Here is a 12,921-nt window from a genome sequence, read left to right as displayed (position 1 = left end):
ACCATGTTCAAATCGGTACGTATGGCCGTGCTCCTTGCGGGCGGCGCGGCGATGATTGCAGCAAGTTGTTCGCAGATGAAACAGATCAAGCATCAGCCCTATCCCGACACCGCGCGCGGCGAGGTGGTCGACGACTACTTCGGCACGAAGGTGGCCGACCCCTACCGTTGGCTCGAAGACGACAATTCCGAGGCCACGGCCGCCTGGGTCGCTGCCGAGAACGCCGTAACGGACGATTATCTGGCGCAGATCCCGTTTCGCGGGGCCATCCGCGAGCGGCTCACCGAGCTGTGGAACTATCCCAAGCAGGGCATCCCCGCCAAGCATGGCGATGCGTGGTACTGGTTCCATAACAACGGGTTGCAGAATCAGTCGGTGCTCTATCGGGCCGCCGCGCCCGACGGCGAGGCCCAGGTCTTCCTCGACCCCAATGCCTTGTCCGACGACGGTACGGTGGCGCTTTCGGACGTCTCGTTCTCCGAGGACGGCAAATATTGCGCCTACGCCGTGGCCGCTTCGGGTTCCGACTGGGTCCAGATCCGGGTGCTCGACGTGGCTTCGGGCAAGCTGACCGACGACTGCATCGAGTGGGTGAAGTTCTCGGGCGCCACGTGGTCGCCCGATTCCAAAGGTTTCTATTACAGCGCCTACGATGCTCCCGAAAAGGGGGTCTATTCGTCGCAGAACCAGTTTCAGAAGGTCTACTATCACCTCCTCGGCACCCCGCAGTCGGCCGACGTGCTGGTGTACCGCGACGCGGCCCATCCGCTCCGCTACTTCTCGGCTTGGCCCAGCGACGACGGCAAGTGGCTCTTCGTGGTCGCGTCGGAGGGTACCTCGGGCACCGAAATCCTCTACAGGAAAATCGGCGAGAAGAAGTTCCGCACGCTGCTGCCCGGTTTCGACGCCGACTATGAGTTCGTGGAGTGCCGCAACGACGAGTTTTTCTATACTTCCAACGACGGAGCGTCGAACCGGCGTCTGCTGAAGCTCGATCTGAACCGTCCCGGCAAGCCGGAGGTGGTCATCCCCGAAAAGGAGCAGTTGCTGGAGAGCGTTTCGACGGGCGGCGACTGCCTGTTCGCCATCTACTTGCAGGATGCACAGCATAAGGTCGTTCAGTACGGGTTCGACGGCAAGCCCGTCCGCGAAGTCGCCCTGCCCGCCATCGGCACCCTCGGCGGTTTCGGCGGCGAAAAGGAGGACGCGCAGTTCTACTACTCGCTGTCGAACTACACCTCGCCCGCCACGATTTACCGCTACGACATCGCTTCGGGCGAATCGGCGCTTTTCAAGGCGCCCGAGGTGCGTTTCGACCCCGAATTGTTCGTCACCGAGCAGGTTTTCTACCCCTCCAAGGACGGGACGCGCGTGCCGATGTTCATCACCCATCGCCGCGACATGGAACTCGACGGCACGAACCCGTGTCTGCTCTATGCCTACGGCGGTTTCCAGATCAACCTCACGCCCGGCTTCAACCCCTCGGCGCTGATGTTCGTCGAGCAGGGCGGCATCTACTGCGTCGCCAACCTGCGCGGCGGTTCGGAGTACGGCGAGGCCTGGCACAAGGCGGGCATGCTCGAAAACAAGCAGAACGTTTTCGACGACTTCATCGCCGCGGCCGAGTATCTGATTGCCGCCAAGTACACTTCGTCCGACCGGCTGGCCATCAACGGCGGCTCGAACGGCGGTCTGCTGGTCGGCGCCTGCGAGGTGCAGCGCCCCGACCTTTTCGCCGTCTGCCTGCCTGCCGTGGGGGTGATGGACATGCTCCGCTACCACAAGTTCACCATCGGCTGGGGCTGGGCCGTCGAATACGGCACGTCGGACAACGAGGAGCAGTTTTCGTACATTTACAAATATTCCCCTCTCCATAATATAAAGGAGGGCGTGGCCTATCCCGCTACGCTGGTCATGACGGCCGACCACGACGACCGGGTCGTGCCGGCCCACTCGTTCAAGTTCGCCGCCGAGCTCCAACATTGCCAGGCGGGCGAAGCTCCTGTGCTGATTCGTATCGAATCCAACGCGGGCCACGGCGCGGGCAAACCCACCTCGAAGCGCATCGACGAGGCTACGGACATGTATGCTTTCTTGTTCCAGAATATCGGCGTGCCCTATCGCCCGGTCAAAAAATAAGCGCCCGATGAAGGTCTACAAGTTCGGAGGAGCGTCGGTCCGCAATGCCGACGGGGTGCGCAACCTGCTGAAAATCATAGGCGACGAGCGCGACCTGTTCGTCATCGTCTCGGCCATGGGCAAGACGACCAATGCGTTGGAACGGGTTTTCGCCGGGGTGCAGCAGGCCGACCGGCAGGCCGTGGCGGCCGAAATCGCTGCGCTGCGCGACTGCCATGCGACCATCATCGAGGAGCTGTGGCACGGTCCCGTGCGGCTGGAGCGCGTCGAAGCGTTCTTCGCCGAGCTGGAGGAGGTGACGTCCCGCAGCGACTACAACCCCGAGGACGCCGAGTTGTGGTACGACCGCATCGTGGCGTTCGGCGAGCTGATTTCGACAACCATCATTTCGGAATACCTCGCCTATGCCGGGGTTCCGAACCGTTGGGTCGACATGCGCCGGGCGCTGGTCACCGAGCAGCGCCACAAGGACGCCGAGGTCGATCTGGCCGCTTCGGCGCCGCGCCTGCGGGCCGAGGTCGAGGGGCGCCCGGAACGGATATTCGTGGGGCAAGGCTTCATAGGCGGTGCGCCCGACGGCACGACGACGACCCTCGGGCGCGAGGGCTCCGACTACTCGGCGGCCGTGGCGGCCCATATCCTCGACGCCGAGTCGATGGCCGTGTGGAAAGATGTGGACGGCGTGCTGAACGCCGACCCCAAGATTTTCCCCGACGCCGTGCAGATTGCCGAACTCAACTACCTGGATACCATCGAGCTGGCTTACAGCGGGGCGCAGATTATCCACCCGCGGACCATCAAGCCCCTGCAAAACAAGAACATCCCGCTTTACGTCCGGCCGTTCGGCGACAAGCGCAAGCCCGGCACGGTCATCCGCGGCGTCTCGGCGCCCGTCGAGGTGCCGATTCTGATACTGAAAAAGGACCAGGTGCTGCTGACCATCCGTTCGCGTGACTTCTCGTTCGTGCTGGAGGAGAAGTTCGCGGCGATCTTCTCGCTCTTGGAGCGTTACCGCATCAAGGCCAACCTCGTCCACAATTCGGCCGTCAACCTGAGCCTTTGCGTCGACGATTCGTGGCATATCGACCAGGCGGTCGACGCCTTGCGCAAGGAGGGTTTCGACGTGCTGAAAATCGGCCGGATGGAGTTGCTGACCGTGCGCGGATATACCGACGGGCTGTGGCAGCGTTACGCCTGCGGGCCGCAGGTCTTCATCCGGCAGGCTACCCAGTCGACGGTGCGAATCGTGCGGAAAGCCGAAGCGAAATAAGAGCGGCCGCCGTTTCTATTCTAAGTTTTTCATTTTCGAGAGGATGGCCCAGAAACTGTCGTCGTGGATTTCGCCGCTGCGTTTCATGGCCACGATGGTGCGGGCTATGTAGCGTTGGATGTCGCGCTGGAGCCGTTTGTAGAGCGGGCAGCGCGTGTAGTTTTCGTTGTCCAAGAGCACGTCGCGTATCGAGCGCAGCGAGTTGGTGTAGTTCGAGAGTTCGTTGCGCAGGGCCACCCCCTGCTTCTTCGAGGAATTGATTTTGGCGATGGAGAGTTGCCGCAGCTTCTCGCACACGGAGTTCAGCAGCACCATCACCACGTTGTCCATCAGCGTGTGGCCGTGCATGAACAGGTAGGTCGTCTCGGGCGTCAGCCCCCGGGCGCAGAGCTGCTGCTCGAAAAGCTGCATCGGTTCCAGCATCTTCGGGTTGCGCTGCCGCAGCAGTTTTTCGCGTTTCTCCACGTTGCGGGCCAGCCATTCGAGCGTCCGCGCGCCGTTGTCGGCGATGTCCAGATAGCCCAGCCTCACCGACGACTTGAAGTCGGCCAGCGTGAAGATGTGTTCCGTGGCCGACTGCGCCGAGTAGGCGTACCACACGAACAGCGGGTAAATCGTCACCGAGTAGTCGCGCATGAAGGCCACGAAGTCGAAAATCCGCGTGTCGTTCTTGGTCGCCTTGACGCATACGTTGTGCAGCGAGGGGGCGTAGCACAGGTAGTTTTCGGTGGCGTAGGCGTAGGTGTGGAACATGCAGCGCGCCGCGTTGACCGCCCGCGACTGATCGGTGCGGTCGGCGAACAGGTAGTCGAAGTCCGAGTCGACGCACAGCAGCACGTCGTCGCCCGCTTCGGGGATCATGTTGAGCAGGACTTTCTTGCCTTTGGGCAGGTCCTCGCGGTTGGGCACCGAAATCTCGAACCGCAGGTAGGGGTTGCGGAAGTGGTCGAAGATGCCGCGCCAGAAAGCCACGTCCTCGTAGCCCTCGACGAATACGCGCACCAGCCGATGCGAGGGGTCGGCAGGCAGTGGCTGCGGCAGCGTCGCAGGATCGGGCGCCCGGCGGGCGAAGTTCTTTTTGCGCAGTTTGGTCATCGGCGGCAGCGTGCGGGAGCAGCTATTTTCCGTAAAGTTAAATATTTTCGTATTTTTGCGCAAAATATCGGCGCCTTTTCGGCGTTTGATTTTTACCTTTCACTTGAATCGAGATGGCCGACAACGATTGGAAAGCACGGCTCGGGATGGTCTATTCGACCGACCCCGGCTTCAAATACCAGACCGTCCGCGACGAGGAGCCCGCGACGCTTGCCCCGCAGGCGCAGGATTTGCGCGTGTGGCTCGACCGCAAGCAGCGGGGCGGCAAGGTCGTTACGCTCGTGCGGGGATTCGTCGGCCGCGACGCCGATTTGCAGGAGCTGGCGCGGATGCTCAAAACCAAATGCGGCGTAGGCGGCGCGGCCAAGGAGGGCGAAATCATCATCCAGGGCGACCATCGCGACCGCGTGGTCGAACTGCTCACCCGCAGCGGTTACCGCTGCAAGAAAGCCGGCAGCTGATTTTGAAAAGGCGGCTTCATCTTCTCTTCGCGCTCGCCCTGCTGGCTGGGTTGCAGAGCGTCCGGGCCCAATATTATACGTGGGGTTCCGACCCGGCCAACCTCCGGTGGTCCACCGTCCGCACGCCCGACGTGCGGATCATCTATCCCGACACGGTTTCCGACCTCGCGGCCCGCACGCTTTTCTACATCCGCACCGTCCGGCCCGACATCGGCTACGGGTTCCGCCACGGGCCCATGCGCATCCCGTTCGTCATGCACCCCGAGAATTTCCGCTCGAACGGGTTGGTCATGTTCCTGCCCAAGCGCGTCGAGTTCCTCACGGCGCCCGCCATCGAGGGTTATTCGATGCCGTGGTGCAAGCAGCTCGTGGCCCACGAGTACCGCCATGCCGTGCAGTACAACAACCTCAACCGCGGCTTCATCCGTGCGCTGAGTTATGTGCTCGGGCAGCAGGGGTCGACCATCGGTTTGCTGTGCATGCCCATCTGGGCCATGGAGGGCGACGCCGTCATGTCCGAGACCGCCATGTCGTCGTTCGGCCGCGGACTGCAGCCTTCGTTTTCGCTCGCCTACCGGGCGATGGACAACATCGGCCGCGACCGTCGCAACCTCGACCGCTGGTTCTGCGGTTCCTACCGCAGCCATGTGCCCGACCAGTACGAGCTGGGCTATCAGATTTGTTCCTATTCCTACGCCCGTTTCGGCGAGAACATCTGGGACAAGGTCGCGTGGTACAGCGCGCGCAACCCCTATGTCTTCTTCACCACCAGCGTGGCCTTGAAAAAGTATTACCGCACAAGCGTTTCGGACCTTTTCCGCGGCACGTTCAACGAGCTGCACGACTTTTGGGCCGCGTTTCCCAAGGTGGAGGACACCGCCGCGCCGCTGTGCGAACTGCCCGAAAAGAATTACACGACCTATCGTTGGCCGCAGGCGCTTCCCGGCGGGCGGGTGCTGGCGCTCAAGGAGGATTTCGACCGCCCGGCGCGTTTGGTCGAGCTCGACCCCTCGACGGGCCGGGAGCGGACGATTGCCCGCGTCGGCAGCGTTTCGACCCGTCCGGCGCTCGACGGCGGCCGCGTGTGGTGGACCGAGTACCGGCGCTCGAAGCTCTTCGAGCAGCGCGTCAATTCGCAGCTCTGCTACATGGACCTCGCCGAGGGGCGGCCCCGGAGCGTTGCGGGCGAGCGGCGGGCGCTCTATCCCGCTTCGGCAGGCGACGGGCTGGGCTGGGTGGAATACAACTACGACGGCAGCTATGCGGTCGTCGTGCGGCAGGCCGACGGCACGCGGCAGCGTTTCGCCGCTCCCGACCGGGCCGAAATCCACGGCCTTGCCTGGGACGACACGACGGTGGCGTGGTATGTCATCGTCACGGACGACAGCGGCATGTGGCTCGGGCGCATCGACAGCGAGGGGGTGCACCCGATTACCGAGGGGGCCTACATCACCCTCTCCAACCTGCGGGCCGGCGGCGGAAAGCTCTACTACGGTTCCATCGCTTCGGGCAAGGACGAAGTCCATTGCTACGACCTGCTGGCGCGGCGCGAGTATCGCGTGACGGCTTCGCAATACGGTTCGTTCGACCCGGCCCCGGCGGAAAACAAGGTCTTGGTCACGACTTACGACAGGCTCGGTTACCGGCCTGCCGTGCAGGCTCTTGCCGACAGCGCTTTGATTCCCGTCGTTCCGGCGCGGCTGCCCGTCGACCTGGTCAATCCGCCGCGCGAGCGCTGGCCCGTGGTGAACCTCGATACGGTGCGTTTCACGGCGGCCGATTCGCTCCGGCAGGCGGGCGAATTCCGCACCAAACGTTACCGCAAGGCGCCCAATCTGGTCAACGTCCATAGCTGGATGCCCGTGGCGTTCGACCCCTTCTCGGCGGTCGAGGAGCATGTCATCGACGCGAACATAGGCGTCACGCTCATGTCGCAGAACCTGCTCTCGAATACCGAGGCGTTCGCTTCCTACGGCTGGAACCGCCGCGAGGGATCGGTCTTCCGGCTCGGGGCGCGCTATTCGGGCCTGGGGGTGCGTTTCGCGCTCGATGCGGCCTACGGCGGCAATCAGGTCCTCTATTCGCCGTTTAAGATGACAGGACAGCCGAAATCCTTGTTGGAGGTGGATACGAACACCGGATTTCTCAAACTTCCGGAACGCTTTTCTCCCGACAAGTACTATTCTGTGGGGCTATCTGCTTCTCTGCCTCTCTATTTCCAATGCGGCTATCATACTCGGCAATTCACAGTTTCGGCTCATTGGAACTATTCCAACGGTATGGTTGCCAAACTTGACCGTATCGAGTGGAAGAACCATAATATTACTAATTTAGAGTATATCGGATTTTATGAGGGGCTGCATAAATTATCGTTCGGAGCGGCATTCTCGGACCAAGTACAACGAGCGCACCGCGATTTTGCACCCCGCTGGGGATATACGGTGAGTGCGAATTATAGTTTCAATCCCTCGGACCGTCATTTCAGCAATCTGGTTTCCACTTATGCCCAGGTTTATCTGCCCGGTTTCGCGCGCCACCATTCGGTTAAGGTCGCGGTCAACTATCAGACTTCGATAGGCGGTTATAAGTTCCCCTCGGGCTACGCGCCGCTGAGCTATCTTTCGACGCGGCTTATCCCCCGCGGATTCTCGTCGGGCGATATTCTGTCGAATAATTACTTGGCCGCATCGCTTGATTACCAGCTGCCCGTGTGGTATCCCGAGGGCGGTATCGGGGCGGTGCTCTATTTCAAGCGCATCCGGCTCAATATCGGCGGCGACTACGCCCGGTTCCGCGACTATCTGCCGGGGCCGCATGCCTCGGATGGTCGCATGGTCCCGCGCCGCATCTGGTCCGTGGGCGGCGACATCGTCTTCGACGTCAACGTCTTCCGGCAGCCCGCGTCGGCCACTTCGACCGTCAAGCTCTCGTTCTACCGTCCCTCCAGCGGCGGCCTTTGGTTCACCGCCGCCATGGGACTGCCTTTTTAATTTGGAGGAATTCACAATTCAAAATTCAGAATTGCCGTTATAGGAGAGATTCGATATGCCGTTCGGGCGTGTTTCGGGCAGAATCGGAACGTCTGCAACGTCCGGCCGATTTTTGGGTCGGAAGACGAAAAATTCCGAATTGTGAATTCTGAATTGTGAATTCTTGATTATCTTCGCACCAAATTCCGTTGTTATGGCACAGCGCAGGAAAAAGGGGGTCGACCCCAAGATTATAAGATGGATATGGGTCGTGGCGTTCGCTCCGTTCGCCTTGGTTTTCACCTTGCTGATTCTCACCGCCTGCGGTATCTTCGGGCGGATGCCGTCGTTCGAGGAGCTGGAGAACCCGCGCAGCAACCTCGCCACCGAAATCTATTCGGAGGACGGTAAAATCATCGGTTCGTTTTTCGTTCAGAACCGTTCCTACGTGCAGTATGCCGACCTCTTTCCGCTCGACCCCGCGCAGAACATCCGTCTCGACGGCCACGAGGTGCCGCCCATCGTCGCGGCGCTCATCGCCACCGAGGACGTCCGTTTCCGCAGCCATTCGGGCATCGACATCCCGTCGCTGGCCCGCGTGGCGGTGAAGACCGTGGGTATGCTCAACACCTCGCAGGGCGGCGGTTCGACCATCACCCAGCAGTTGGCCAAGAACCTCTTTCCGCGCGACACGGTGCGCAACCGCGGCAAGATCGTCCGCACGGCCAAGCTCGTTTCGTCCAAGTTCAAGGAGTGGATTACGGCCCTCAAGCTCGAATACAACTACACCAAGGAGGAGATCGCCGCCATGTATCTCAATACCGTCGAGTACGGTTCCAACGCGTTCGGCATCAAGTCGGCGGCCCACACCTTTTTCAACAAGGAGCCCCACGAGCTCAATGTGCAGGAGGCCGCTGTGCTCGTCGGCGTGGTCAACGCTCCGACGTTCTATTCGCCCGTGCGCAATCCCCAGCGGTCGCTCGCCCGCCGCAACCTCGTGCTTTCGCGCATGAAGGCCGCCGGTGCGCTCAGCCGCCGGCAGTACGATTCGATTGCCGCCCTGCCCATCGTGCTCAACTTCAAGCCCATTTCGCACAACGAGGGTACGGCCACTTATTTCCGCGAAATGCTGCGGTTGGTCATGACCGCCCAGCGGCCCCGCCGCAACCAGTTCTACAACGCCTGGGATTACGAGCAGGCTATCAAGGAGTACGACGAAAATCCGCTCTACGGCTGGTGCCACAAGAACCGCAAGGCCGACGGCACGCCCTACAACATCTACCGCGACGGGCTGAAAATCTACACCACCATCAACTCCACCATGCAGCGCTACGCCGAGCAGGCCGTGCAGAAGCAGTTGGCCGAGGTCATCCAGCCGCAGATGGACGACCAGTACCGGCGGACCAAGCAGCTCTTCTTCGAGACCACGCGTGCCGAGCGCGAGCAAATCATGGCCCGGGCCGTGCGTTATTCGGACCGTTACCGCGAGATGCGCCACGCCGGATTCAGCGAGCGCGACATCGAAGCGGCCTTCGACAAGCCCTGTTCGATGAAGGTCTTCACCTACAAGGGCGAGCGCGACACGCTCATGACCCCGCGCGATTCGATTCGTCACCACAAGCGTATCATGCGCGCCGCATTCCTCGCGCTCGACCCGCGCACGGGCTTCGTCAAGGCTTATGTCGGCGGCCCCAACTTCCGTTATTTCAAGTACGACATGGCCAAGCAGGGCAAGCGGCAGATAGGTTCGACCATCAAGCCTTTCATCTATACCTTCGCCATCGACCATCTGGGGCTCTCGCCCTGCACTCCCGTGCCCAACCTGCCCGTGACCATCGAGACGGCCAACGGTACGGCGTGGTCGCCCAAGGAAGCGGGCAAGGTGCCGCAGGAGGGCGAGCTGCACCCCTTGTCGTGGGGCCTGGCCCTCAGCCGCAACAATTATTCGGCGTGGATCATGAAGCAGGCCAAGGAGCCCGCTGCCGTGGCCGACTTCATCCACAACATGGGTATCCGCAGTTATATCGACCCTGTTCCGGCGTTGTGTCTCGGTACTTCCGAGTCCAACGTCTTCGAGGTGGTGAGCGCTTTCTCGACCTTTGCCAACCAGGGGGTCCATACCGACGCCATTTTCGTCACGCGTATCGAGGACAGGCAGGGCAATGTCATCGCTTCGTTCATCCCGCCGTCGCAGGACGCAGTGAGCGAGCGCACGGCCTACACGATGCTCTCCATGTTGCAGGGCGTTGTCAAGGGCGGTACGGCCGGGCGTCTGAAATGGCAGTTCGGGTTCGACGACGTCGAAATCGGCGGCAAGACGGGTACTTCCAACAAGAACCGCGACGCGTGGTTCGTCGGCGTCGCTCCGCGCCTTGTGGCCGGGGCATGGGTCGGCGGCGAGGACCAGGCCGTGCACCTGGTTGCGCGCGGCGAGGGTAGTGTCGTGGCGCTTCCTATCGTGGGCGAGTTCCTCAAGTCGGTCTACGACAACGGTACGTTAGGCGTGTCGCGCATCGACAAGTTCGTGCGTCCGGCTTCGATGCCGCGCTACGACTGCGGCTGGGTCAAGGAGGCCGAGGAAGAGCAGAAGCTGCGGGAGGCGCTCGAAGCGGAGGGCGAGGTTCTTTTCCCGCAGGAGCAGGAGCCTACCGAAGACGAGCTGTTCTTCGACTGAGCCTGTTCCCGCCACGGATTTTTCGCGCCGGAACGGTTCCGCTATGCAGAGCCGGGCGAAGAATCTGTCCGGGCCCGCTTTCCGGTGTAATCATAAATAACGTTATAGAAGATGAAAATCGCAATCGTAGGGGCCAGCGGCGCCGTTGGTCAGGAGTTTCTGAGGATTCTCGAAGAGCGTCCGCTGCCCGTCGACGAACTGGTGCTGTTCGGGTCGGAGCGCAGCGCGGGCCGCAAATACATGTTCCGCGGCAAGGAGCTTACGGTCAAATTGTTGCAGCATAACGACGATTTCCGCGGCATCGACTTCGCCCTCGTTTCGGCCGGGGCGTCGACTTCGCGCGAGTTCGCGGATATCATCACCAAGCACGGTGCGGTCATGATCGACAATTCGAGTGCTTTCCGCATGGACGCCGACGTGCCGCTGGTCGTGCCCGAGGTCAATCCCGGCGATGCCCGGCAGGCACCGCGGCGCATCATCGCCAACCCCAACTGCACCACTATCCAGATGGTAGTAGCTTTGCAGGCCATCGAGCGGCTGTCGCATATCCGGCGCGTGCATGTGTCTACCTACCAGTCGGCCAGCGGGGCGGGTGCCGCGGCCATGGCCGAGCTCGAAGCCCAGCATGCCGAGTTGGGGGCCGGGCAGGCGCCGACGGTCGAGAAATTCGCTTTTCAGCTCGCCTACAACGTCATTCCCCATATCGACGTCTTCACCGACAACGACTACACCAAGGAGGAGATGAAGATGTTCCACGAGACGCGCAAAATCATGCACTCCGACATCCGGGTTTCGGCTACCTGCGTGCGCGTGCCCGTCATGCGCGCCCATTCCGAAAGCGTGTGGGTCGAAACCGAACGGCCCCTCTCGCCCGAGGAGGCACGGGCCGCTTTCGCCGCCGCGCCCGGGGTGGTGCTCATGGACGAGCCCGCCGATAAGGTCTATCCCATGCCGTTGTTCGTCGCCGGGCAGGACCCTGTGTACGTGGGGCGTATCCGCAAGGACCTCGCGTGCGACAACGGGCTCGCGTTCTGGTGCGTCAGCGACCAGATTCGCAAGGGGGCCGCGCTCAACGCCGTGCAGATTCTGGAGACGCTGTTGTAGCAGTTGTCTTACGCTGATATTGAAAGGACCGGAATTTCCGGTCCTTTTTTGTTTGCGGTTGCGGGCCGGTTTTCGGAATCGGCGAAAAATTTTCCGGAAAAACGATTCGGGCACCCTATTTGTTGAGGTCGGGGAGAACCAATCTTTTATCGACATGAAAAAATATCGTTGCACCGTCTGCGAATACATTTACGACCCTGCGCTCGGCGACCCCGATAACGGCATCGCTCCCGGCACCCCGTTCGAGGAGCTGCCCGACGGGTGGATTTGCCCCGTCTGCGGAGAGCCCAAGGAGGTCTTCGAGCCGATCGACTGAATGCGGTCCGAAAGGCTCTCTTGCGTTGTTGAAACGTTTTAGCAAATCTTTCGCTTCATAGGATGATTCCGTTGATTTTACCCTTTTTAATATTCTCTTTTATGCAGAACGATACCGCCACGGCCGCCCGTTTCACGCCGCGGGAACTTCCCTACGCCTACGATGCGCTGGCTCCGCAGCTCTCCGAGGAGACGCTCCATTATCACCACGACAAGCATTATGTCGGTTATGTCAACAAGCTCAACGAGCTGGTCATCGACACGCCCTACGCCGGGCAGCCGCTCGAAGACATCATCATGACGGCCGACGGCGCCGTTTACAACAATGCCGCGCAGGCTTGGAACCACGAATTCTATTTCGACCAGCTTTCGCCCAAGCCGCAGAGCCAGCCGCAGGGTGCGTTGCTGGAGGCTATCGACCGTAGTTTCGGGTCGTTCGACCGGATGAAGACCCGGATGAACACGGCCGCCGCCGGGCTTTTCGGTTCGGGTTGGGTGTGGCTCGCCGCCAAGCCGTCGGGCGAATTGGTCGTCGTCAGCTCGCCCAATGCCGGGAATCCCATGCGCGAGGGGCTCAAGCCGCTGTTGTGCATCGACGTGTGGGAGCATGCCTATTATGTCGATTACCGCAACCGCCGCGCCGATGCCGTCACGGCGTTGTGGGACCGCATCGACTGGAAAACCGTCGGTGAGCGTTACGACCGCAAATAGCCGGGGCGATACCTCCCGTTGATAAGCCGCCTTTGAAAAAGGCGGCTTTTTGTTTCCGGCTGTTTCGGATTTTTTTTGAGGCGGCGTGCGCTCCAAGAACGTCTACGAGGTGCTTCCGCCGCTTTAGCCGCTGTCCTATCCTCTTTTCGGGCGCATGAATGCACTGCCCGGCAATTCCCGGCC

9 protein-coding genes are annotated in these 12,921 nt (G+C 61.3%); 8 read left to right on the top strand and 1 reads right to left on the bottom strand.

The annotated features are described in order from the left end of the window. Positions 1-3: 3 nt before the first annotated feature. Together NFR47_RS01635 and NFR47_RS01630 are read left to right on the top strand one after the other, a co-directional pair. Positions 4-2,139, top strand: coding sequence for a prolyl oligopeptidase family serine peptidase (locus NFR47_RS01635; RefSeq protein ID WP_251213843.1), 2,136 nt, complete (start codon positions 4-6; stop codon positions 2,137-2,139). A 7-nt stretch (positions 2,140-2,146) separates the two neighbouring features. Beyond that, entirely contained in the window at positions 2,147-3,409 is a 1,263-nt protein-coding gene (locus NFR47_RS01630) for an aspartate kinase (protein ID WP_251213842.1), read from the top strand. A gap of 15 nt (positions 3,410-3,424) precedes the next feature. On the opposite strand, the gene NFR47_RS01625 is transcribed toward NFR47_RS01630, so the two are convergent. After that, positions 3,425-4,504 carry a DUF4435 domain-containing protein gene (locus NFR47_RS01625; RefSeq protein ID WP_251213841.1) on the bottom strand — a complete coding sequence of 360 codons (1,080 nt, stop codon included), beginning with the start codon at positions 4,502-4,504 and terminating at the stop codon, positions 3,425-3,427. A 113-nt stretch (positions 4,505-4,617) separates the two neighbouring features. Here NFR47_RS01625 and NFR47_RS01620 point away from each other — a divergent pair, with 113 nt between their 5' ends. From NFR47_RS01620 to NFR47_RS01595, 6 genes are all read left to right on the top strand, one after another. Further along, positions 4,618-4,965 carry a translation initiation factor gene (locus NFR47_RS01620; protein WP_251213840.1) on the top strand — a complete coding sequence of 116 codons (348 nt, stop codon included), beginning with the start codon at positions 4,618-4,620 and terminating at the stop codon, positions 4,963-4,965. A gap of 2 nt (positions 4,966-4,967) precedes the next feature. After that, positions 4,968-7,955, top strand: coding sequence for a hypothetical protein (locus tag NFR47_RS01615; RefSeq protein WP_251213839.1), 2,988 nt, complete (start codon positions 4,968-4,970; stop codon positions 7,953-7,955). Between the two features lie 193 nt (positions 7,956-8,148). Then, positions 8,149-10,608 carry a transglycosylase domain-containing protein gene (locus NFR47_RS01610; RefSeq protein ID WP_251213838.1) on the top strand — a complete coding sequence of 820 codons (2,460 nt, stop codon included), beginning with the start codon at positions 8,149-8,151 and terminating at the stop codon, positions 10,606-10,608. Between the two features lie 111 nt (positions 10,609-10,719). Then, positions 10,720-11,712 (top strand): aspartate-semialdehyde dehydrogenase, encoded by a 993-nt coding sequence (locus tag NFR47_RS01605; RefSeq protein ID WP_251213837.1) that lies wholly within the window; start codon positions 10,720-10,722, stop codon positions 11,710-11,712. A 154-nt stretch (positions 11,713-11,866) separates the two neighbouring features. Further along, entirely contained in the window at positions 11,867-12,028 is a 162-nt protein-coding gene (gene rd, locus NFR47_RS01600; protein WP_251213836.1) for a rubredoxin, read from the top strand. Positions 12,029-12,129: 101 nt separating this feature from the next. Further along, positions 12,130-12,738, top strand: coding sequence for a superoxide dismutase (locus NFR47_RS01595; RefSeq protein ID WP_251213835.1), 609 nt, complete (start codon positions 12,130-12,132; stop codon positions 12,736-12,738). Positions 12,739-12,921: the final 183 nt, after the last annotated feature.

Source organism: Alistipes muris, assembly GCF_943193205.1.
In the GTDB taxonomy this organism is placed as follows: domain Bacteria; phylum Bacteroidota; class Bacteroidia; order Bacteroidales; family Rikenellaceae; genus Alistipes; species Alistipes muris.
The sequence above is the reverse complement of the archived record's forward strand: the minus strand, read 5'-3'. Positions and strand labels throughout refer to the sequence as shown.

What these genes read in the sequence shown, in the direction of transcription:
- NFR47_RS01635 (WP_251213843.1), top strand. Translation starts at nt 4, where the DNA reads ATGTTCAAATCGGTACGTATGGCCGTGCTCCTTGCGGGCGGCGCGGCG.
- NFR47_RS01630 (WP_251213842.1), top strand. Translation starts at nt 2,147, where the DNA reads ATGAAGGTCTACAAGTTCGGAGGAGCGTCGGTCCGCAATGCCGACGGG.
- NFR47_RS01625 (WP_251213841.1), bottom strand. Translation starts at nt 4,504, where the DNA reads ATGACCAAACTGCGCAAAAAGAACTTCGCCCGCCGGGCGCCCGATCCT.
- NFR47_RS01620 (WP_251213840.1), top strand. Translation starts at nt 4,618, where the DNA reads ATGGCCGACAACGATTGGAAAGCACGGCTCGGGATGGTCTATTCGACC.
- NFR47_RS01610 (WP_251213838.1), top strand. Translation starts at nt 8,149, where the DNA reads ATGGCACAGCGCAGGAAAAAGGGGGTCGACCCCAAGATTATAAGATGG.
- NFR47_RS01605 (WP_251213837.1), top strand. Translation starts at nt 10,720, where the DNA reads ATGAAAATCGCAATCGTAGGGGCCAGCGGCGCCGTTGGTCAGGAGTTT.
- rd (WP_251213836.1), top strand. Translation starts at nt 11,867, where the DNA reads ATGAAAAAATATCGTTGCACCGTCTGCGAATACATTTACGACCCTGCG.
- NFR47_RS01595 (WP_251213835.1), top strand. Translation starts at nt 12,130, where the DNA reads ATGCAGAACGATACCGCCACGGCCGCCCGTTTCACGCCGCGGGAACTT.